Source organism: [Clostridium] colinum (assembly GCF_940677205.1).
GTDB lineage: Bacteria > Bacillota > Clostridia > Lachnospirales > CAG-274 > Tyzzerella > Tyzzerella colina.
Genome location: NZ_OW712331.1, coordinates 1347702 through 1370841 on the forward strand (window position 1 = coordinate 1347702; position 23140 = coordinate 1370841).

Sequence of the window (23140 nt, forward strand, 5' to 3'; positions counted from 1 at the left end):
TCCTCCTTAAATCTCATTATCTTCTAAATTATTTTCACTAGTTACAAAAGAGTTTGCTCCAACATTTTCAAATTCTAATTTATCTACAATCAAATCTTTATTTCTTATATGATTTTTAAATATATCTACATCTTTTTCTAAACAAGATTTTAAAGCATTTACTGGACAAATATTTACACACCTCATACAACCTTTACAATGATGATAATCTATACCTAAATTTACCATACTTTCTTTACCTTTATATTCTCCCTTAACAAATTGAAAAGCCATATCTGGACAAGTCGAATCACAAAGCCCACAATTTATGCATTTGTCTTTTAAAAAAATAGGTACATATCCTTCTCTACTAGCCGATAAATCATTAGATATTGTACTACCAAAACAAGTGTTTATTCCACCTATTGGTGCATTTTTATACCCCCACGCTCTTTCTATATCTTTGCCTATAATATAATCATATTTATCATCTACTTTTATTTCTTTATATTTAACATTTTCATATCCAAGCTTTATAGCTTTTAAATTTTGTTCCAAAGCATTAGGATATTTTTTACCTATTGTATTTTTTATACATTCTTCTAATTTATCTATACACATAAAATCATTAGTTTTTGCAATTGCTCCAAGCATAACCATATTTATACGACTTTTGGTATCTAATGCTATTTTTAAAGCATCTATACAATATAATTTACCAGAATACATTTTTAATATATCTCTTACTTCGTCTGGTTGTTTTTCAGTGTTTACAACAACTGATGTATTTTCACATACACCTGCCATCACATTTTCTTTACCAGCTAAAGCTATATGAAAAAGCCCTAAAATATCTGGATTTTGTATAGGGCTATTAACTCTTATTGGTACATTTTCTTTTGCATATCTTATATATGATTTAACCGGAGACCCTCTTTTTTCTGAACCATAGCTTGAAAAATTAGAAGCATTAAGACCTAAGTATAATGCACCATATTCTCCTAATATTTTGCCTGCTAAATTTGCACCAAGTCCACCAATACTTTCTAATCTTATTTCAAAATAATCTTTTTTAAAGCTCATAAAAAACCCCTTTCAAAACAAATAACTAAAATTAGTATTTATTCTAAAAGGGTAATTTATACATTTATTATTTTTATTTTTTATTTTTCTATTTTCTTTTTAACAAATTTTTCAAACTTTACTCGAGGTAACATAACTATATGTCCACATCCTAAACATTTTATTTTAAAATCTGCTCCAATTCTTATAACTTCCCATTCATGACTTTTACAAGGATGAGGTTTTTTAGTATATACAATATCTCCAACTAAATATTCCATTTTAGGCTTCCTTTCTTTTGTTATCTATTATTTCTACAACACGTTTAGGATAAGGTATATTAATATTTTCTTTATCAAACCTTTTTTTCATAAAACGTCTTATTTCTCTTTCTACGTGCCAATTTTCACCTATTTGAGTATCTGCCAATATTCGTATTACAACAGCACTATCTGCTAAGTCTATTATTCCTAAAACTTTAGGCTCCGATATAAGACCTTTTACAAGATTATTTTTAAATATTTTGTCTGTTTCATCTTTCATAACAGCTATTACTCTATCAATATTTTCTTCATATGCAACCCCTATATCTATTGTTGCTCTGTTAAATTCTTTAGACATATTTGTTATTATTTTTATCATACCATTTGGTATAATATGTAAATCTCCATCAACGCTTCTTATTCTTGTGCTTCTAAGCCCAATACTTTCAACTGTTCCTGTTAATCTATCTACTGTTATAATGTCTCCAACGCCAAATTGGTCTTCAAATAATATAAACATACCTGTTATAATATCCTGAACAAGACTTTGGGCTCCAAAACCGATAGCTACGCTACCAACACCCGCAACTGCTATTAAAGATGTCATATTTACACCAAAATTTCCAAGTATGCTACAAATAGCTACAAACCATACAGTATATTTAGCTACACTAATTAAAACTTCCGATAAAGTTTGCCTTTTTCTATCACTAAGCTTACTATTTAATTTTAAAGATTTTTTTATAAAACTTGTTAAAATTTTTATTATAATACTTGCTATTATTATTTGTATAATGCTTAAACCTATATCAGCTATTACTTCTATAAGCCAATCTAAACTTTTTATAGCTTCCATTTTTTCATTTAATTTATTCATATTTAGCTCCTTCTTCTTTTGTTTTTAATAATTATTTTATATTTTTTACAAAACTTGAGAATATTTTTTTACTATTCTCATCATATAATGCCTCTGGGTGCCATTGTAATCCCATAAAAAAAATATCTTTATCTATATATTCAATACCTTCTATTATATTTTCACATTTAGCACATACTTTAAATCCATTAGCAACTTTATCAACCACTTGATGATGAACAGAATTAACTTTTATGCTATCTTTTTCTAATATATTATATAAAATAGTATCTTTTTCTATATCTATATAATGAGTTGGTATTTTTTTATCTTCTTTTTGCATATGTCCATCTATATGTTGGTTAATAGTGCCACCAAAAGCTACATTCATTATTTGCATACCTCTACATATAGCAAGTGTAGGTATTTTTCTCTTAAATGCTTCTTTTAGCAACGATATTTCAAAATTATCTCTTTCTAAATATATATCCTGTGATTGCCAATGTTTTTTTTGATTATATAAAGAAGGCTCTATATCTCCACCACCTGTTAATAAAATCCCATTTATATAATCATAATCTATATTTTTTATATTATAATCACACACATAATAAGGAATATTAAAAATTTTTATATTATTTATATAGTTTTTATTTATAAAAAACTTTTCATCATCATTAGAAGGAACTATTAAAATAAATTTTTTCATAAAGCCTCCTTGTTTTAATATACCTTATATTTATTATAATATTTTAAAAATATTACTATTTTTTATAAAATAGTTTTCAAAATTATTTTTTTGTGTTAAAATTATTATACTATAAATTGTTAATAATGTAAATTAATTAAATTTGTAAGGAGTTTATTATGGGTAACTTAAATTTAATGGATATAGATATGCTAAAAGAAGTTGCTAACATAGGAACAGGTAATGCTGCCACTAGTTTATCAAGCCTTGTTAACCAACGCATATCTATGAATGTTCCTACTGTAAAAATGCCAGAGTTTAAACACCTTGCCGATATTATAGGTGGTGCCGATGCTTTGATAGCTGGTTTATTAGTAGGTATTAGTGGTGATGTTAATGGTATTATGATGTATCTTATGACAGAAAAATCTGCTTGTACACTTGCCAAAGAGATTATGGGGAGAGAGAAAAATAATTTTTCAGAATTTGACGACATAGATTATTCTATGCTTACAGAAATTGGCAACATTCTTACAAGCTCTTATCTTACTGCTTTGTCTCAACTTATGAACTATAAAATAAATCAATCTGTGCCTTCTTTATCTGTTGATATGGCCGGTGCTATATTAAGTGTTCCTGCTATCCAATTTGGTCGTGTTGCAGATAGAGTTTTATTTATAGAATCTACATTTAAACAGGCTTCTGATGATAGCTCAGACTTGTCCGGATTCTTTATGCTTATACCAGAAGTTAAATAATTTCTATATATTTATAAACTATTATTTAAATCATGTATATGTAGATTTTATTTATTTTCTATAAAAAATTTAAAATATAAATTCTTGTCATATTAAAAACAAATTATTTTTAAAGTAATTTAATATCTTTTTATACTTTTTTTTAAATTACAATTAAAAGATGCTACTTTTTTTAACTTGTGTAAAGTGTATATTTTTAAATACTTTATCCCTTGTTAAAAAATTGGATTTTTTATATAGTTTAATAAATACTCTTTTAAGGCTGTAGACAAAGTCTATAGCCTTATTAATTATATGGTAATACTTTCTCCATTTATATATATTTTTTTTAAACTTTTCATATTTTTAAAAATTTCCATATCTAACTTTATATTTGTATATAAATATAATATTTTTAAATTTTCTAACTGTGCTATTGGAGATAAATCTTTTACATTATTAGATAGCATTATTTCTATATGCTCTAAATTATTAAGATGTGATATAAAAGTTATATCATTTAACATTCCAAATTTTATTTCTAGTTTTTTTAATTTATCTAAATCTTTTAAGGTTGAAAAATCTATTTTTTCTATCCCCCAATTAAAACTTAATTCTTCTAAAAATTTTAATTTATTAATAGGAGATATATCCTTTAAACAATACTTAGAACTGCTATTTTCTATCTTACCATCATATTTTAAAGGATTTAAAGAGTCTATAACTATTGATTTAATATTTGTATATTTACTTAAAAATTCACAATAAACTTTTATATCGTTATCATCAATTTCAAAAAAATCTATACGCTCTAGCTTATTTAATATATTTTTAGTAATAGGTTCTTTATTAGACAAACATAATTGATATCTTATTTCATCTTCTATATAATCATCTGGTATTAATATATCTTCTTCATTATCTTTTATAATATCATCTAAACATTTTTGAATAGTCTGTTTAGCTTTATCTTCAAAATCATTTTCTTCTAAAATACTATTATCAAAATCATAATTCATAGAATTATCAATCTCTAAATTATTATTAATATTTTTTTCAACTTCATTATTTTTATATTCTTCAATAGTTGTGATAATCTCTTTTTCTTTTATTTTATTACTTTTTAATGGTTTAGTATATATATCTTCTTCTATATTATTATTTTTAAAACTTAAAATATTATTTTTGATATATTTATTAATTACATTAAGTTTAGCTGGATATTTTTTCTTTAAAACTTTATATGATATAACCCCTATTGTTGCTAAAGATGTAGCTACAATAGATGTAGTAATGCATTTATTGTTTTTTTTCATTGTTATACCTCATTTACGATTAAAATAAACTTATTATAACTTTAATTATATAAAAACTTTTAGAGTTTGTAAATAATAAGTTATCTACATAATATACTCTATTTTTTATATTATATATGCTAATTATTTCTATATATACCAACAGTTTTATATAGAATAAAATTATATAAATGTTATAATTTATTTATAGAATTTTATAAAGAGAGGTATACATATGAACAAACAACATCCAATAGATACATATAATAATAAAATAGTGCCTAAAATTAAAGAGCTAGATTTATTTTTAAAAACAAATGAAAATATGTCTTTACAAGATGTTTCTAAAATATTAGAATTAAGTGAAGAAGAAGTAAAAAATATATTGTTTAAAATAAATCAAAAAGAAATTAACAGTTCAAATTTTTTATCTATAATGTTAAATGGCACTAGTTTTATTTGTAAAATTTTAAAAAGAGAAATTGAATGTGGTTCTCCTTATTTTTACAATGCTAAAGATTTATCGTACATATATGAATTAGACTATGAAAAAGTATCTAAAGCTTATAACTTTCTAAATATAGATACAATAACAGCTAAACAAATTCCTATTATTTTAATCCAAATATAATTTTACTATGTATAAAAATTATTGTAAATGCTATAAAAATTTGATATAATAAATAAAAAACTTTTTAGGAGGACTTATAAAAAAATGGGAAATATCATAGTAGGTCAATCTGGAGGCCCAACAGCTGTAATAAATGCTAGTTTAGCTGGTGTTTTTAAAGGTGGTAAAGATAATAATATAAAAGTTTATGGTATGATAAATGGGATACAAGGTCTTTTAGACGAAAAGTATGTAGAGCTTGATAAAGAAATTAAAACTGAATTAGAAATAGAACTTTTAAAAAGAACACCTTCGGCTTATTTAGGTTCTTGTAGATTTAAACTACCTAATATGGAAGAAAATAACGAAATATATGAAAAGATATTTTCTATATTAGAAAAATTAAATATAGATAAATTTTTCTATATAGGTGGAAATGACTCTATGGATACTATAAAAAAATTACATACATATAGTGTAGCTACAGATAAAAAAATACAATTTATAGGTGTTCCTAAAACTATTGATAATGATTTAGCAATTACAGACCATACTCCAGGGTTTGGTAGTGCTTGTAAATATATTGCTACTACAATAAAAGAAATTATTAAAGATGCAACAGTTTATGATGCCAAAAATATTACAATAATAGAAATAATGGGTAGAAATGCTGGTTGGCTAACTGCTTCTACTGCTATTACTAAATCTGAAGATTGTAGTGGTGTTGATTTAATATACTTACCAGAAGTTGTTTTTGACATAGAAGAATTTATAGCTAAAATTAAATCTTTACAAAAAACAAAAAAAAGTTTAGTAATAGCTATATCTGAAGGTATAAAAAACAAAAATGGTACTAATATATGTGAAATAGAAGAAGAAAATATGTTTTTAGATTGTTTTGGTCATAAATCTTTAAGTGGTACAGCAAATACATTAGCTAAAATACTACATAAAACACTTGGGTGTAAAACACGAGCTATTGAACTTAATACAACTCAAAGATGTGCTAGTCATTCTGTATCCGAAGTAGATATGAATGAAAGTTTTTTAGCTGGTATGTATGCAGTTAATATAGCTTTATCTGGTGAAACTGGAAAGGTTGTTATTTTTGAACGAACTAGTAATACGCCTTATAATATAAATATGAAATCTCATAGTGTTTATGATATAGCAAACTTTGAGAAAAAAGTACCTTTAGAATGGATAGATGGTAAAAATGGATCTGTCTCTAAAGAGCTTATAGATTATATCAAACCTCTTATACAAGGTGAAATATATCCTATTATGGTAGATGGTTTACCACGACATTTAAAATTAACTAATAAATAATACAAATACTCATTAAGTTCATAAATAAATAAAAGCTATTTTATTATTTAAGTAATAAAATAGCTTTTATTTATTTATGACATTTATATTAAAAAATATTACAATAAATACTATTTAATTTAATCTTATCTATATATACATTTTAAGTTATTATAATTTTTTTAAATTTGTAAATATAACTACACCATAATTTAATTTATATATTTATTATAAAAACATATATACAATTTGTAATTTTTTAGTAGTAATTTTCTATTTTTTATTTGTAAAATATTTTTTAATTATTTATATTTTTTTCTATTACTAAAAACGGTAAACAACCATTTTTTTATACTTTAAAAGGCCATAGACAAAATCTATAGCCAAAAGTAAAACTTTATTATATATTACTCTGTAATTTTAGCGTGATTAACTTTTACACCAGGACCCATAGTTGTAGAAAGTACAACACTTCTTAAATATTGTCCTTTAGTAGCTGCTGGTTTAGCTTTAATTACAGCACCAATAAGAGTTTGGAAGTTATCATATAATTTTTCAGCTCCAAAAGAAACTTTTCCAACTGGAACATGAATAATATTAGTTTTATCAAGACGGTATTCAATTTTACCAGCTTTAATATCTTCAATAGCTTTAGCAACGTCCATTGTAACAGTACCTGCTTTAGGGTTAGGCATAAGACCTTTAGGGCCTAATACACGACCAATACGTCCTACAAGCCCCATCATATCAGGTGTAGCAACTATTACATCAAATTCAAACCAGTTTTCGTTTTGAATTTTTGCAACCATATCTTCAGCACCAACATAATCTGCTCCAGCTTTTTCAGCTTCTTCAGCTTTAGCCCCTTTAGCAAAAACTAAAACACGAGCTTTTTTACCTGTACCGTGTGGTAAAACAACAGCACCACGCACTTGTTGGTCAGCGTGTCTACTATCAACACCTAAGCGAATATGTGCTTCAACTGTTTCATCAAATTTAGCAGTAGAAGTTTTAATAACTAATTCCACTGCTTCATTTGTATCATAAAGCATAGATTTATCAATTAATTTTTCTTTTTCAAGATATTTTTTTCCTCTTTTCACAATAGTTCCTCCTTATGTGGTAATAGCGAGATTTTCCCTCCCACTTAATTTAACTGAATTATTAATCTTCTACAACAATACCCATACTTCTAGCTGTACCGCTAATCATACTCATAGCAGCTTCAACAGATGCAGCGTTTAAGTCTGGCATTTTTAATTCAGCGATTTTTCTAACTTCTTCTTTAGATATTTTTGCAACTTTTGTTTTATTAGGAACACCAGAACCAGATTCTAATTTACAAGCTTTCTTTAAAAGAACTGCAGCTGGTGGAGTTTTTGTAACAAATGTAAAACTTTTATCTTGATATACAGTTATAACAACTGGGATAACAAGACCAGCGTCTTTAGATGTTCTTTCGTTAAATTCTTTACAGAAGCCCATAATGTTTACACCATGTTGACCAAGAGCAGGACCAACAGGTGGTGCTGGAGTAGCTTTACCAGCAGGAATTTGTAATTTTATATAACCAGAAATTTTCTTTGCCATTTTTAAGGCACCTCCTAAGTAATGTGGTAATTAGCGGGACTTTCCCTCCCACGGTATAAATCTATACCAATAACAGTTGTAAGCGGGAAATTATCCCATTTGTTGAACTTGATGAAAATCTAATTCAACAGGAGTTTCTCTCCCAAAAAAGTTAACATTAACAATAACAGTTTTCCTGTTAGCATTAACTTCTTTAACAACACCGCTAGATTTAGCAAATGGTCCTTCTTTTATAAGAACTAAATCGCCTATTTCTATATCACAAGTGTCTAAAAAGCTTTCTATACCCATAGATATAACTTCATCTTCTGTTAAAGGTACTGGTTTAGAACCAGGGCCTACAAAACTAGTTACACCACGAGTATTACGAACAACATACCAAGTATCATCATTCATTATCATCTTAAGAAAAACATATCCTGGGAAAATCTTTCTTTGTATTTCTTTTTGTTTACCCGTTTTTGTTGTTTCATAAACTTTTTGTACTGGAACAACAACCTCTGTTATAACATCATACATTTCTCTATTTTCTATTATTTTTTGAATGCTATCTTTAACATTGTTTTCATATCCAGAATATGTGTGTATAACATACCATTTAGGTTTTTCTTTCGGCATATTTTTATCAGATGAAAACTCTTCTTCTAAAATATTTGTGTCTATTTTTTCTTCATTATCAAGCTTACTATCTAGCTCTTCATTTTCTAGATATAATTCATTTTCTTTATCCATATAATAAATATCCTTTTAATTTTATGCCATTAAGTCAATTAAACTTTTAAATATAAAGTTTATACCTAAATCATAGCAAAAAATAATAGCTCCAACAATTAAAGATATAAAAATAACTGTAATTGTTTGTTTTGCTAAAACTTTTCTATTTGGCCAAGTTATTTTTTTAAACTCTGCTTTAGATTCTGAAAAAAAACCGCCTTTTTTCTTATTTTCTTTTTTCTTAGACTTTTTATCTTTAGAAGATGATTCGTTTGATACGTTTTTGGTTTGTTCATTATTCTCTTGCATACTTTATCAAACTCCTTTCGATAAACTAGAGAGAATTATTTAGTTTCTCTGTGTAAAGTATGTTTACCACAGAATTTACAATATTTTTTTGTTTCCATTCTGTCTGGATGTACTTTTTTGTCTTTCATTGTGTTATAGTTTCTTTGTTTACAATCAGTACATGCTAAAGTAATTTTTGTTCTCAAGACTTCCACCTCTCTTGTATTTTTATTTATGCAAAAAAAGACGCATATAACGCCAATGTCATATTAACATAAAATTTATACATTGTCAATATTTAATACCAATATTTATATACATTTTTTATTTATTCCTTCTTATGCTATCAATCATATCTTTTTTAAGATTATATAACTTTAAAGATAAGTCTACTGGTAAAATATGTGGATTAATAAGCCTTTTATACTCATTCCAAAAGCTTTCTTTTTCATTTTCACAATGTTTTTTTATATCCACAGTTTCTATTTTTTCAAAAACACATTTACCATTTAAAAATACTGGTTTTAAAAGCTCTTTTGTATAATACTCATTAGCTTTTAATGTCATTGTTTTCCAAGTATTTATTGGGTGAAAAATAGTTAAGTCCTCATTTTCATCTATATTTTCATCTTCAAGGCAAATAAGGTCTGCTTTTACTTTATTAGTAGCTTTATCATAAATTCTAAATATTTTTTTAACCCCTGGATTATTTACCTTATCTGTATTTTCAGATAGCTTTATTTTTGGTATTACTTCTCCATCAACTTCTTCTGCACAAAGCTTATAAACACCACCAAAAGCCGGACAATCACTAGAAGTTATAAGGTTTGTACCAACTCCCCAAACATTTATTTTAGTACCTTGTTGTTTTAAAGATGATATAATGTTTTCGTCTAAATCATTAGATGCTGTTATAATTGCATCTTTAAATCCGGCTTCATCTAACATAGTTCTAGCTTTGTCTGATATATAGGCTAAATCTCCACTATCTAAACGTATTCCATAGCTTTTAAGTTTTACCCCTTTTTCTTCCATTTCTTTAAAAACTTTTATAGCATTAGGTACTCCACTTTTTAATGTATCATATGTGTCTACTAAAAGTATACATCTATCTGGAAAAATATTAGCATATGTCCTAAAAGCCGTTATCTCATCTTTAAAACTCATTACCCAACTATGCGAGTGTGTTCCAGACACTGGTATGTTAAACATTTTTCCTGCTAAAACATTGCTTGTAGCCATACACCCACCTATAAACGCTGCTCTAGAACCATAAACACCAGCATCTGGTCCTTGTGCTCGTCTAAGTCCAAATTCCATAATAAAATCACCTTCTGCTGCCCAGGCTACTCTTGATGCTTTTGTAGCTATAAGGCTTTGATGATTTATTATATTTAATATAGTTGTTTCTATAAATTGAGCCTCCATAATATTAGAGCTTACTCTTATTAATGGTTCATTAGGAAAAACTATTGTACCTTCTGGTATAGCATAAATATCTCCTGTAAACTTAAACTCTTTTAAATATTGTAAAAAATCATCTTTAAATATATTAAGACTTTTTAAATAATTAATATTATCTTCATCAAATTTTATATTTTTTATATAATCTACTATTTGTTCTAATCCACAAACTATTGCATAACCATTATTACTAGGATTTTTTCTATAAAACATATCAAAAACAGCTTTTTTATTATGCATATTAGCCTCAAAATAACCTTGCATCATTGTTAATTGATAAAGGTCTGTCATAAGAGTTAAGTTATTAACCATAATTACCTCCATATAGCTAAACCCACCATTAAGGTGGGCTTAACTTTTTAAATATTAAATTTATTATTTATTTACACGAACTCTAAATGTTTCATCATATCTTTTACCATTTTGGTCTTCTGCATATATAGTATATCTCATACTACTTCCTGCTTCTTCTGCTACAAATTTAAGCTCCCAAGTGTATTCATTTCCGCTTACACTATCATAAGAAGTTTTTAATATAACCCTTGCATTATTACTGTCTTCTACCCAAACTTTAGAAATAGCTTTATTTGTATATACATCTACTCTTATATATTCATTTTTATATACTTCTGAAGTTTTTAAATTATAATCGTATATTTTTCCACTTGATTGTACATCTAAATAAACATTTAATTTAGTAGATGTTTGTTTTTGATTTTTATCATATGCTACAACTTTTAAGCTATCTTTATTAGATGAAGTAATTTTTACTTTAACTTCCCATTCTCTAATAGACCCATTATTGTTATAATCTGTTACTTTTGCCACTTCTGAACTACCATCAAATACTTTGATAGAATCTGCTTGGTTTGTTGTTCTGATACGGAATTTAACAGTATCTCCAGATACAGCACCAATATCTCTTTGTTCTATATTAATTATTTCTAAATCACTGCTAGAATAAGTAGATGCACTAAAGCTAATACTTTCTTTTACTTTATCCTTATTAGTATTATATGCTACTACATAAAATCTATTCCTTCCACTACTTTTAACTGGTATATCCATTAACCAAATATATTCGCTATTATTTTTCACAGAAGTAAATCTTGTTTCATCTACAATTTTATCATTTTCATTTAAAATTTCTACTCTATCAATGTCTGTTGAAGTTTTTACAATAACTTTTATAGTTTCATCTACATATATACCATCATTTAAAATATAAGTATCTTTTATTTTAAGTTTTTCAGTTGAAGTAGTGCTACCTGATCCACCAACACTTATTTTTAATGTTTCATAGCTAGATTCATATCCGTTAGATATATTACCTGGATAAGCTCTAAGCTCTATGTCTCCTCTATCTTCCATCTTCATTTCTGTTTCAAAGACTCTTATGTTAGAGTTATTTCCTTCGCCTAACTTATAATTTGTTATCTCTAATAATTTATTATTTTTCTCAGTGCCTATTTTTATTCTATCTGTATTAGCATTAGCCTCTATAGTTAATTTTATTTTATCACCTCTGCCAACATCTTTTTTATCTGATTTAAAAGATGTAACTTTAGGTTTAACATCGGCATTTACACTAATTGCACAAACTTTATAAGATGTACTATCTTGATTATATGTTGTTAAATTACCTGGAACAACTTTAAGTGTTTTAAATGTACTTTTTGCAACATTTGGTGTCCAAGGTACAGAGAATAATCTAGTACCATCTGGGTTTGAACTATATGTATTAGCTTCTGATATAATACTATCATTTTCATTTACATCTACAATTTTTATTTTATCTGTTGTAGAATTTGTTGTTATTGCAATGTTAATTTTTTCTCCGCTATTAACAGTTGTTTTATCTGGTACAACATTTATAACAGTAGGTTGGTCTGCTATTATGTTAACTGTTCTTGTAGAATTATCCCAAGTTACAGAGTTACCTAATGCTTCGCTAAGCATTCTAACAGGCATCATTGTTCTATTTTGTACAACTGCAGAAGGCGTATCAAATGTAGAAGCTTTACCATTTACAGTAATAACACTACTACGCATAGTATGTACTACTACTCTATCACCTTTTCTTAAAGTAGCTGTTTCTGTTTGTTTGTTCCATTCAACAACAGCTCCTAATGTTTCTGCTGTTTTTCTAAAAGGAACCATAGCTCGTTGGTTCATAATTTGTGGTTGTGCATCTTCATAAACAATTGGTGCACCATTTAGTTTAACATAAACTGGTTCGGCACCAAATGCACTAACACTTGGCATTAACATTATAAAAACTAATGTTAATAATGTAAAAGATTTTTTTAATTTATTAACCATAATTTTTATTTCCTTTCTTTAAAAATGTTTAATATAATTAAATTATATCATATATAAAAAATAAAAACATTTCCAATTAGTAACATATTTGTTACAATTAGGTTACAATATTATTTTATTCCATATTTTTCTCTATAAGCTATCATTTTATCTAAATATTCTTTTCCTTCTATTACACCAGATTTTATAGCTTCTATAATATCTATTATTGTAACTATTGGATATACTTTTATTCCAAATTCTTCATAAACTTCTTGTATTGCTGACTTTTCATTATTGCCTTTTTCCATTCTATCAACAGATATAATAACCGAATCTACTGTTACATTTCCCATCTTATTTAATATAGGCAAACTTTCTCTTATTGCAGTACCCGCCGTTATAACATCTTCTATAATAGTTATTTTATCACCATCTTTAATATTATATCCTACCATAACACCACCTTCTCCGTGGTCTTTAGCTTCTTTTCTATTAAAACAATAATTTACATTTTTATTATAATCTTTATATAAAGCAGATGCAACTGTTACACAAAGAGGTATACCTTTATAAGCTGGTCCAAATAAAACATTACTATCTATATTATTTTCTTGCATACATTTTGCATAAAAATATCCTAATTTATTTATTTGTTCACCTGTGTTATAATTACCTGTATTAATAAAATATGGTGTATTTCTGCCACTTTTTGTTACAAAATCTCCAAAAGTTAAAACTCCAGAATCACACATAAATTTAATGAACTCATTTTTGTAACTCATCTTTTACCTCCAAATTTTCAAAAATATTAACTTATCTAAACTAATTATAATATATTTTTAGATTTTTACAATGTCTAATTTACATTTTTTTATTTTTATTATAAAATATTGTTATATTTTAAGGTTATATAAAAAAATTAATTTCTTTATACAAAGGCTAAAGCCCTATCTTGTGATTAAAGTTTTTTTGAAAATCATAAAAATTAACGTAAAATATTTTGTCTTCAGTTTAATATTTTAGAAAGGAGTTTATTATGTCAAAAAAAAATAAAGGAATATTATTTATTATATTATCCTCTTTAAGCTTTGCTTTTATGAGTCTATTTATAAAACTATCTGGTGATTTACCTTCTCTACAAAAAAGTTTTTTTAGAAATTTAGTAGCTTTAGGTTTTTCATTTTATATTATAAAAAAATCTAAAATAGGATTTAAATTTAAAAAAGAAAACTTAATACTTTTAATATTAAGAGCTACTTTTGGTACTTTAGGTATAATATTTAATTATTATGCAATAGAAAATTTAATACTATCTGATGCTAATATGCTTAATAAGCTTTCACCTTTTTTTGTTATCATATTTTCATTTTTAATATTAAAAGAAAAAATTAAGCTATGGCAAATTGTGTCTATATTTATAGCATTTTTAGGTAGTTTATTTATTATAAATCCAAATTTAATAATAGGCTTTTTAAATAACAATATAGAAAAAACTAGTTTAACCAGTTTCCCAGCTTTAATAGGCGTTTTAGGTGCAATGTGTGCTGGTATAGCTTACACTTTAGTAAGATTTTTAAGTATACGTGGTGAAAAGGGACTTTTTATAGTTTTCTTTTTTTCCTGCTTTTCTTGTTTATCTATATTACCTTTTATAGTATTTAATTTTTCACCTATGTCTATAACTCAATTAATCTATCTTTTATTAGCTGGTTTATTTGCAAGCTTTGGACAATTTGCTATAACATATGCTTATGCAAATGCTCCTGCAAAAGAAATATCTATTTTTGATTATTCTCAAATAATATTCTCTGGTATATTAGGATATATAGTTTTTAATCAAAAACCTAATGTATATAGCTTTATAGGTTACTTTATAATTTTTTCTGTTGCTATATTTATGTTCTTTATAAATAATAAGATTTTAGATGATAAAAACAAATAAATATCTTAAATAGGTATATATTTTATTTTTAAGGTTAAAATATTTATATAAAATTTTAATTTTAGAGGGGTGAATATATGTCTAACTTAAATCAAATGGAGATAAACTCAATTAGGGAATGTGTATCTAATAGTATTACAATGTCTTCAAAGCTATCTTGCTATGCTAATAAAGCTTGTGATAGTGAGCTTAAAGAAATGTTTAAATCCTCTAGCATAAAAGCTGAACAATCGGCTCAAAAATTAATACAACTGTTATAGGAGGCTTATTATGAATGAAAAAGATATGGTTTTAGATATTTTAACTGGTTTAAAAGCTAGTATCCTTAACTATGCAAAGATGATAACAGAATGTAGCGACTTAAATTTAAGACAAATTTTTCAACAAATGAGAAATGAAGCAGAAGAAGCTCAATATAATTTATATAAATTTGCTGAAAAAAAAGGTTATTATATACCCTCTCCTAAAGATACAGACTATGAAATACAAACACTAAAAACAAAATTAACTCAGGTACTAACGGCCAAAAATGGTGCTGGTCCTATGCCTGTTTTAAAATAATTTATCCTCCCCTATAATAACGTATAAAATAATCATTTTATACGTTATTATAGTACTTATTTTAAATATTATAATAAACTTTTTATAAATATATTGACATATTCATATTATAAGATTATAATTATTGTATGATAATTATTATCATTTAGGAGGTGCTTATATGACTAATTGGAATGGATTTAAAGAGTTAGTTTTAATAAAAAAAGAAGATGTATGTGATACAATAAAATCATTTTATTTTAAATCTAAAAATGGTGAAAAATTAAATAAATATATTGCAGGGCAATTTTTGCCTTTAAAAATAAAAACAGATAATGCTGAAATTAAAGATGTTATTAGATGTTACAGTCTTTCAGATTTACCTAATGATGAAATGTATAGACTAAGTATAAAAAAAATAGATAATGGTTTAATGAGTTCATATTTACACGATAAATTACAAGTTGGTGATATTATAGAAGCTATGCCGCCTGCTGGTGATTTTATATTGGACGAATCTTTACCTAAAGAAACACCTATTATCTTATTATCTGGTGGTATTGGTATAACTCCTTTACTATCTATGTTGCTAGCTAATGCAAAAAATAGAGAAATACATATGGTACAAGCAGTTCAAAACTCTGACTTACATCCTTTTAATGAAGATATTGCTAATATTTGTAAAGAAAATAATTTAAAAAATACTGTATTCTTCTCTAATCCACTAGATAAAGACACATTAGGAGAAAATTATGATGTTAAAGGATTTGTAACAAAAGAATGGATTAAACAAAACTTACCTTTAAATGGCTCATTTTACTTCTGTGGTCCACCAATCTTTATGGAATCTTTAGAAAAAAATCTTTTAGAACTTGGAGTAGATAAAAGTAAAATAAACTACGAAAGATTTAGTTAATTATATACAAAATAATTATAAATTTCTATATTTATTAATAAAACAACATTTCAAATAAAAAAATAAAATGTTGTTTTATTTTTTATTTAAAAATTTTTTGATTTAAAATATAATTTTATGTTTGACAAATTGAATAAAAAATGCTATTATTTTTTATAAATATTAAGATGGAGTATTTATAAAATCAATACTATTTAATATATAAATCTTCAATAGGTTTTATAAATCTTCTACAAAATGATATCGATAATAAATATTATTAAGTCTTCATATACATATTTTATAATAGTATAATAATTTAGAAAAGGTAAATAAAGGGGTTACAAAATAAATGAACATATTTTCTAGAAATTTAAAAAATAGGAATAATAATACTGAAAATTATTACAATGAAGTTCAAGAATATACAATTATTGCACAAAAAATGTTATCTATTTCACTTTTTATATTTTTTATTTTTTATATACCTATAATAAACTTTATAGAGTTTATTGATAATGGTTCTTTTAATCCAACAACTAAAATTTGTTTATTACAATGTTTCTTATCTTTAATGGGATATATTTTATTTAAATATTATTTCCCTAATAATAAAAAATTTTCTATAAGTTTTGCATATATAAATGTAATTCAAATTATAGTATTATTAGAAGTACAATTTTTTTATACAGTAATTTTGTTTCATATATGATGATTAGCTGTATAATAATGGCCACAGCATTAACTATAATTGAAAGTAATGTTAAATATTTTCTTTCAATATTTTTAGTATTTTTTACTGATACAGTTATAGGTATAATGCAAAGACATGGCTTTGACTCTATACGTAATATAAATTTATACATTATGGATAATGTATTTATAGTTATGTTTGCAGTAGGTATTAATATTTGCTTTTCAAAATTAAAATATAAAGATATTAAATTAAAAAATAAACTATTATATTTAAGTGAACGCGATAGCTTAACAAATTTATTAAATAGAACTGCTGCTGAAAATTTTGTTCAAAAATTCTCAACAAAAAACAATTTATGTACAATGTTTATTTTAGATATTGATAATTTTAAAGGTCTTAACGATAATCTAGGACATATAAAAGGCGATGAAGCATTAATTCACATTTCTTTAGAATTAAGAAAAATATTTCGCAGTACAGATTGTATATCTAGGCTAGGTGGAGATGAATTTATGATATTTATACCAGAACTATTAAGCAAAGAATGTGCATTAAAAAAAGCTAAAAAAATTATGGAAATTTTTCCAATAAAATATGAATATGAAGATGGTGAAATTGAAATAGGATGTAGCATTGGTATTGCTTTTTCTGAAAATAATAATATTAACTTATATAAAAAATTATATAAACAAGCAGACCAGGCGATGTATTTAGCTAAAAAAAGTGGTAAAAACCAAATGAAAGTATTTAGTATTGAAAATATTTAAAATATTAATTAAAAAGGAGTAAAATTTAAAATTTTTACTCCTTTTTAATTATAACTATTTTGCTACTATATTGACTATTCTACCTGGAACATATATTTCTTTAACAATGTTTAACCCTTCTAATTTGTCAGTTAAATTTTCTTTAGCTAAAGCCAAAACTTCATCTTTATTAGCATCTGCATCTATTTTAAGGCTACCTTTAACTTTACCATTTATCTGTAAAGCTATTTCTATTGTACTATCTTTCATTTTTTCTTCATCATAAGTACACCACTCATTTTTAAACACAGTTTCAGTGTGTCCTATCATTTGCCAAAGTTCTTCGCAAATATGAGGTGTAAATGGAGATAAAAGTATAATAATTGTTTCTAATGTATCTTTATCTACACCACCTATATTTTTAGCTTCGGCAATTATTTTATTTGTAAATTCCATAAATCCTGAAACAACCGTATTTAATGTTAAAGCCTCTAATCTTATTGTTATTTCATATACCATTTTATGACGAAGTTTAACCATTTCATCACTAGGTTCTACTATTTTATCTTTATACTCATCTATAAATTTCCAAACTTTATTTAAATATCTAAATGTACCATCTATTCCACTGTCATCCCACTCACAGTCTATTTCTGGTGGACCTACAAAAAGTTCATATAATCTTAAAGAATCACAACCATATTTTTCTACAAGTTCGTCAGGAGATACAACATTTCCTTTAGATTTACTCATTTTAGCTCCATCTTTAGTAATCATACCTTGATTGAATAAATGTAAAAATGGCTCTTCAAAATCTACTACTCCTATATCTTTTAAAAATTTAGTGTAAAATCTTGCATATAAAAGATGTAATACCGCGTGTTCTATACCACCTACATACATATCAACTGGTAACCATTTTTTTAAGGCTTCTTTGCTTGCAAGTTGAGTATCATTATTTACATCACAATATCTAAGAAAATACCAAGAAGACCCTGCCCATTGAGGCATTGTATTTGTTTCTCTTTTAGCCTTACCACCACATTTAGGACAAGTAGTATTTACCCATTCTTCTATATCTGCAAGAGGAGATTCTCCTGTGCTTGTTGGTTGATATGATGATACATTAGGTAGTTCTACTGGTAAATCTTCTTCTTTAACACCTACTACACCACATTTATCACAATGTACCAAAGGTATAGGCTCTCCCCAATAACGCTGTCTTGAAAATACCCAATCTCTAAGTTTATAATTTACAGTTTTTTTACCTATTCCCTGTTCTTCCAAAAATGAAGCAATAACTTCTTTTGCCTCAGAAGATTTTATACCATTAAATTTATCAGAATTAACCATAACACCTTCTTCTAAAAATGCTTGTTCTAGATTATCTTTTATATCTTCATCGGCTTTTTTTATAATTTGTACAATAGGCAAATCAAACTTTTTAGCAAATGCAAAATCTCTCTCATCATGAGCTGGAACACACATAATAGCCCCTGTTCCATAATCTGCTAATACATAGTCTGAAATCCATATAGGTAATTTTTTATTATTTAATGGATTTATACCATAAGCACCAGTAAATACACCTGTTTTTTCTTTTTCTGTCATTCTATCAACAGATGATTTTGTACTAGCTTCAAATATATATTGTTCTACTGCTTCTTTTTGTTCATCTGTAACAATATCTTTTATGATGTTATGCTCTGGTGCTAAAACCATAAAACAAGCACCATATAAAGTATCTGGTCTTGTTGTAAATACTTTAATTTTGTCTTCTTTACCTTCTACCGAAAAATCTATTTCAGCACCATAGCTTTTTCCTATCCAATCTGCTTGCATTTTTTTAACTTTTTCTGGCCAATCTAATTTATCTAGGTCATTTAAAAGTCTTTCTGCATAATTTGTAATTTTAAGCATCCATTGTCTAAGATTTTTCTTTGTAACCTGTGAACCACATCTATCACATTCACCATTTGTAGCCTCTTCATTAGCTAAAACGGCTTTACAGCTAGGACACCAATTTAAAGGCATTTCTTTTTCATATGCAAGCCCATTTTCAAACATTTTTAAAAATATCCATTGAGTCCATTTATAATATTTAGGGTCTGTTGTATTTATTTCTTTGTCCCAATCATAAATAGCACTTATTTCTTTTAATTGTCTTTTAACATTAGATATACTTTTAGATGTTGCTACAGATGGATGTGTTCCAGTTTTTATAGCATAATTTTCAGCTGGCAAACCAAACGCATCCCACCCCATAGGATGCAACACTTCGTACCCTTGTAAAACTTTATATCTACTTATAACATCACTTAACACATATCCTCTCCAATGACCTACGTGTAAACCATTACCAGATGGATATGGAAACATATCTAAACAATAATATTTTGGCTTATTAGTGTTTGTAGGATTTATTGGATTTTCTTCCCAAATTTTACGCCACTTTTTTTCTATACTATTAAAATCGTATCTATTCATATTTACCTCCAAAATTTAAATTTAGTTATAATAAAGCCCCTTTATCTCATTTAAAGCACAAGCCTTAAAATATAGAGACGAAAGGGGCTTTTCCGTGGTACCACTCTATTTCGTAAAAGGTAAAACCTAAAATTACGCACTTATAAGTCTGTAACGGGGACAAACCGAAAATACCTACTATTACTTCAGTATTTCTGCTCCAAGGTGAGTTGGGCAAAAAGTAATATTGACTTACACCAACCGTCAACTCTCTAAAAATACTTATTTTGCTTAATAGTCCTCTTCATTGCATTTACATAATATAATTTATACCATAAAATAAATACTATTTCAAGTATTATTTTATAAAAATATTACTCTATACCATAAGTATTTGTTGTAGTATCTAAAAATAAGTTTATTTTAGGTGGGTTTGTTGTAAAGTTTATCATTAAAATAAGTATAATAAATATTATTGATACACCTATATATTTGCTATTTTCATTATAAAAAATTTTATTTTTTAACATTTTATAAGAAAAATAATAAGATAAAAATGAAGCTAAAATAAATGTTCCTATATCTAGTAATAAATAATTTTTACCTATAATCCCTGTATAAGTGTAAAATGCTACTACAATAACACACATTCCTAATAATATAGACAAAGCCTTAACAATAATAAAATTTTCTAAATCTTTTCCATATGAAAAATATTCATATATAGAAAATATTATAATTGGCGTTATTAATAGTTTTAAATGTTCCCAAGTACTTTCATTAACTGGAGTAAAATAACCTATTATAATATTTTTATCAAAAAAGTTATATGTAAAATGTAAAATAGTTCCTAATACTGCTGTAAAAATAAACCCTATTATATGATATTTTTTTAAATTCATAAAATCACCTCAAATATATGAATATTTATATCATATGCATAAAAATTTTTATTATACTTAATATTAGTAAAACATTTAAAAACTTATTTTCTAATTATAATATCTTTTATTTCTTTTATAATTAGAAGTATTGATGATATGAATAAAAAAATATCTGCAAAATTAAAAATTGGTGCATTTTTATATTTTATATATATAAAATCTGTTATACTTTTGTTTTTTATCCTTTCTATAAAATTTCCTAAGGCTCCTCCTAAAGCAAATGAAAAAGCTATCTTTTTTAATTTAGAGTTTTCTTTAAAAGCACAATAAAATAATATACTTACAAGTAATGTACATATAAAAACTATTATATATATTAATTTTTTACTGTTTTTTAAAATTCCATAAGCAAGCCCTTCATTTTTTATATGACGAATATAAATTTTATTTTTATACAAACTTTTTTCTTCATTTATTTTATATTTTTTATTAATATACCTTTTGCTTATTAAATCTATTAATATTAAAAATATTATTAAAAAAATATATATCATTAAAGTATCTCTCCTTTTTATTTTATTATATCATAAATTTTATACATTAAATAGCTATTAAATTATTTTGGATAAAATTTAATTTAACTGTTGTATTAATATTAAAAATATATTATAATTATATTACAAAAATGTTTTTTTGAAGGGAGATAATAAAATGGCTTTAGTAACTACTAAGGAAATGTTTGAAAAAGCTTTCGAAGGTAAATATGCTATCGGTGCTTTTAACATCAATAATATGGAAATCATACAAGGGGTTGTAAATGCAGCTGCAAAACTTAATTCTGCTGTTATTTTACAAGTTTCTAAAAGTGCTTTAGCATATGCTGGTCCTAAATATTTAATGGCTATGGTTAATGCTGCTATCGAAGAGACTGGTATAGATATTGCTGTACACTTAGACCACGGTCCAGACTTAGAAACAGTAAAAAAAGTTATTGATGCTGGCTTTACATCTGTTATGTTTGATGGTTCTCATTTTGAATATGAAGAAAATGTTGCTAAAACTAAAGAAGTTGTAGACTATGCTCACTCTAAAGGTGTTGTAGTTGAAGCTGAACTTGGTATGCTTGCTGGTGTGGAAGACGATGTTAATGTTTCTGAAGAACATGCTACTTACACAGACCCAGAACAAGCTGTTGACTTTATCAAAAGAACAGGCGTAGACTCTTTAGCTATTGCTATTGGTACAAGCCATGGTGCTTACAAATTTAAAGGTGAAGCTAAATTAAGATTTGATATTTTAGAAAATATTACTGCTAAATTAGAATCTGAAGGTATACATAATTTCCCTATCGTTTTACACGGTGCTTCTTCTGTTGACCAAAATTGCGTAAAAATGTGCAATGATTTTGGTGGTAAAATTGATGGTGCTAGCGGTATTCCTAATGATATGCTTAGAAAAGCGTCTAGTATGGCTGTATGTAAAATAAATATGGATACAGATTTAAGACTTGCTATGACAGCAGGTATTAGAAAATTCTTTGGAGAAAATCCTTCTGCTTTCGACCCTAGAGGATATTTAGGTGATAGTAGAGAGCTTATCCAAAAATTAGTAGAAGATAAAATTGAAAATGTTTTAGGTTCTAAAGATTCTATGAAATAATTTTTTATTATCTTTTTCCCCAGTTATCTTTAATATGATAACTGGGTTTATTTTTATATTGTGATAAATTATTTTAATTTTGTTCTTTACCGTTTTAGTGATATAAAAATATAAATAATTAAAATATTTTACAAATAAAAAATATAAAATTAC

Annotated in this window: 26 protein-coding genes and 1 other annotated feature; of the genes, 10 read left to right on the forward strand and 16 right to left on the reverse strand. The window is 25.8% G+C overall.

Annotated features, from left to right (window positions below; all coding sequences use genetic code 11):
* Nucleotides 1-6 precede the first annotated feature (6 nt).
* The 4 genes from NBW53_RS06675 to NBW53_RS06690 form a co-directional block, all read right to left on the reverse strand.
* Complete coding sequence (locus NBW53_RS06675; RefSeq protein ID WP_250277491.1) at nt 7-1062, reverse strand: 2-oxoacid:acceptor oxidoreductase family protein; 1056 nt, start codon at nt 1060-1062, stop codon at nt 7-9.
* Between the two features lie 80 nt (nt 1063-1142).
* A complete protein-coding gene (locus NBW53_RS06680) occupies nt 1143-1322 on the reverse strand; it encodes a DUF951 domain-containing protein (protein WP_250277492.1) in 180 nt (59 codons plus the stop codon).
* Between the two features lies 1 nt (nt 1323).
* On the reverse strand, nt 1324-2181 hold the full coding sequence (locus tag NBW53_RS06685) for a mechanosensitive ion channel family protein (RefSeq protein ID WP_250277493.1): 858 nt from the start codon (nt 2179-2181) through the stop codon (nt 1324-1326).
* Nucleotides 2182-2212: 31 nt separating this feature from the next.
* Nucleotides 2213-2869 carry a gamma-glutamyl-gamma-aminobutyrate hydrolase family protein gene (locus tag NBW53_RS06690; protein WP_250277494.1) on the reverse strand — a complete coding sequence of 219 codons (657 nt, stop codon included), beginning with the start codon at nt 2867-2869 and terminating at the stop codon, nt 2213-2215.
* A 158-nt stretch (nt 2870-3027) separates the two neighbouring features.
* Here NBW53_RS06690 and NBW53_RS06695 point away from each other — a divergent pair, with 158 nt between their 5' ends.
* On the forward strand, nt 3028-3606 hold the full coding sequence (locus NBW53_RS06695; RefSeq protein WP_250277495.1) for a chemotaxis protein CheC: 579 nt from the start codon (nt 3028-3030) through the stop codon (nt 3604-3606).
* A gap of 290 nt (nt 3607-3896) precedes the next feature.
* Here NBW53_RS06695 and NBW53_RS06700 read toward each other — a convergent pair whose 3' ends face one another.
* Nucleotides 3897-4901, reverse strand: a complete 1005-nt coding sequence (locus NBW53_RS06700; protein WP_250277497.1) for a hypothetical protein — start codon at nt 4899-4901, stop codon at nt 3897-3899.
* Nucleotides 4902-5115: 214 nt separating this feature from the next.
* Here NBW53_RS06700 and NBW53_RS06705 point away from each other — a divergent pair, with 214 nt between their 5' ends.
* A complete protein-coding gene (locus NBW53_RS06705) occupies nt 5116-5511 on the forward strand; it encodes a hypothetical protein (protein WP_250277498.1) in 396 nt (131 codons plus the stop codon).
* Between the two features lie 84 nt (nt 5512-5595).
* Nucleotides 5596-6819 carry a 6-phosphofructokinase gene (locus tag NBW53_RS06710; RefSeq protein WP_250277499.1) on the forward strand — a complete coding sequence of 408 codons (1224 nt, stop codon included), beginning with the start codon at nt 5596-5598 and terminating at the stop codon, nt 6817-6819.
* 386 nt (nt 6820-7205) lie between these two features.
* On the opposite strand, the gene rplA is transcribed toward NBW53_RS06710, so the two are convergent.
* The 8 genes from rplA to pyrE all read right to left on the reverse strand — a co-directional run bounded on the left by rplA (nt 7206) and on the right by pyrE (nt 13940).
* The gene (gene rplA, locus NBW53_RS06715; RefSeq protein WP_250277500.1) at nt 7206-7901 is read right to left on the reverse strand and encodes a 50S ribosomal protein L1; all 696 of its coding nucleotides are present in this window, start codon (nt 7899-7901) and stop codon (nt 7206-7208) included.
* A 61-nt stretch (nt 7902-7962) separates the two neighbouring features.
* Nucleotides 7963-8388: a 50S ribosomal protein L11 gene (gene rplK / locus NBW53_RS06720; RefSeq protein ID WP_250277501.1), complete on the reverse strand. Its 426-nt coding sequence runs from the start codon at nt 8386-8388 to the stop codon at nt 7963-7965.
* Nucleotides 8389-8478: 90 nt separating this feature from the next.
* Nucleotides 8479-9006: a transcription termination/antitermination protein NusG gene (gene nusG / locus NBW53_RS06725; protein WP_250279019.1), complete on the reverse strand. Its 528-nt coding sequence runs from the start codon at nt 9004-9006 to the stop codon at nt 8479-8481.
* Nucleotides 9007-9141: 135 nt separating this feature from the next.
* Nucleotides 9142-9411, reverse strand: coding sequence for a preprotein translocase subunit SecE (gene secE / locus NBW53_RS06730; protein WP_250277502.1), 270 nt, complete (start codon nt 9409-9411; stop codon nt 9142-9144).
* A 35-nt stretch (nt 9412-9446) separates the two neighbouring features.
* The gene (rpmG, locus tag NBW53_RS06735) at nt 9447-9596 is read right to left on the reverse strand and encodes a 50S ribosomal protein L33 (RefSeq protein WP_250277503.1); all 150 of its coding nucleotides are present in this window, start codon (nt 9594-9596) and stop codon (nt 9447-9449) included.
* Between the two features lie 118 nt (nt 9597-9714).
* Nucleotides 9715-11169, reverse strand: a complete 1455-nt coding sequence (locus tag NBW53_RS06740) for a nicotinate phosphoribosyltransferase (RefSeq protein WP_250279020.1) — start codon at nt 11167-11169, stop codon at nt 9715-9717.
* Between the two features lie 60 nt (nt 11170-11229).
* Nucleotides 11230-13176: a copper amine oxidase N-terminal domain-containing protein gene (locus tag NBW53_RS06745; RefSeq protein WP_250277504.1), complete on the reverse strand. Its 1947-nt coding sequence runs from the start codon at nt 13174-13176 to the stop codon at nt 11230-11232.
* Nucleotides 13177-13286: 110 nt separating this feature from the next.
* Nucleotides 13287-13940: an orotate phosphoribosyltransferase gene (gene pyrE / locus NBW53_RS06750; protein WP_250277505.1), complete on the reverse strand. Its 654-nt coding sequence runs from the start codon at nt 13938-13940 to the stop codon at nt 13287-13289.
* Between the two features lie 254 nt (nt 13941-14194).
* On the opposite strand from pyrE, the gene NBW53_RS06755 reads away from it, so the two are divergent.
* From NBW53_RS06755 to NBW53_RS06780, 6 genes are all read left to right on the forward strand, one after another.
* Complete coding sequence (locus NBW53_RS06755) at nt 14195-15100, forward strand: DMT family transporter (protein ID WP_250277506.1); 906 nt, start codon at nt 14195-14197, stop codon at nt 15098-15100.
* A gap of 77 nt (nt 15101-15177) precedes the next feature.
* Nucleotides 15178-15360 (forward strand): hypothetical protein, encoded by a 183-nt coding sequence (locus NBW53_RS06760; RefSeq protein ID WP_250277507.1) that lies wholly within the window; start codon nt 15178-15180, stop codon nt 15358-15360.
* A gap of 10 nt (nt 15361-15370) precedes the next feature.
* The gene (locus NBW53_RS06765) at nt 15371-15661 is read left to right on the forward strand and encodes a spore coat protein (RefSeq protein WP_250277508.1); all 291 of its coding nucleotides are present in this window, start codon (nt 15371-15373) and stop codon (nt 15659-15661) included.
* 160 nt (nt 15662-15821) lie between these two features.
* Complete coding sequence (locus NBW53_RS06770) at nt 15822-16556, forward strand: FAD-binding oxidoreductase (protein ID WP_250277509.1); 735 nt, start codon at nt 15822-15824, stop codon at nt 16554-16556.
* Between the two features lie 331 nt (nt 16557-16887).
* Nucleotides 16888-17247 carry a hypothetical protein gene (locus NBW53_RS06775; RefSeq protein WP_250277511.1) on the forward strand — a complete coding sequence of 120 codons (360 nt, stop codon included), beginning with the start codon at nt 16888-16890 and terminating at the stop codon, nt 17245-17247.
* Complete coding sequence (locus NBW53_RS06780) at nt 17244-17999, forward strand: GGDEF domain-containing protein (RefSeq protein ID WP_250277512.1); 756 nt, start codon at nt 17244-17246, stop codon at nt 17997-17999. Before NBW53_RS06775 ends, NBW53_RS06780 begins: the two co-directional genes overlap by 4 nt.
* A 54-nt stretch (nt 18000-18053) precedes the next feature.
* On the opposite strand, the gene leuS is transcribed toward NBW53_RS06780, so the two are convergent.
* The 3 genes from leuS to lspA form a co-directional block, all read right to left on the reverse strand.
* Nucleotides 18054-20465: a leucine--tRNA ligase gene (gene leuS, locus NBW53_RS06785; protein WP_250277513.1), complete on the reverse strand. Its 2412-nt coding sequence runs from the start codon at nt 20463-20465 to the stop codon at nt 18054-18056.
* Nucleotides 20466-20535: 70 nt separating this feature from the next.
* Nucleotides 20536-20761: a binding site (T-box leader), on the reverse strand.
* 57 nt (nt 20762-20818) lie between these two features.
* Nucleotides 20819-21346, reverse strand: coding sequence for a DUF6512 family protein (locus tag NBW53_RS06790; protein ID WP_250277514.1), 528 nt, complete (start codon nt 21344-21346; stop codon nt 20819-20821).
* Nucleotides 21347-21429: 83 nt separating this feature from the next.
* Nucleotides 21430-21882, reverse strand: a complete 453-nt coding sequence (gene lspA, locus NBW53_RS06795; protein WP_250277515.1) for a signal peptidase II — start codon at nt 21880-21882, stop codon at nt 21430-21432.
* A gap of 157 nt (nt 21883-22039) precedes the next feature.
* On the opposite strand from lspA, the gene NBW53_RS06800 reads away from it, so the two are divergent.
* Nucleotides 22040-22987 carry a class II fructose-bisphosphate aldolase gene (locus NBW53_RS06800; protein WP_250277516.1) on the forward strand — a complete coding sequence of 316 codons (948 nt, stop codon included), beginning with the start codon at nt 22040-22042 and terminating at the stop codon, nt 22985-22987.
* The last annotated feature ends 153 nt before the right edge of the window (nt 22988-23140 follow it).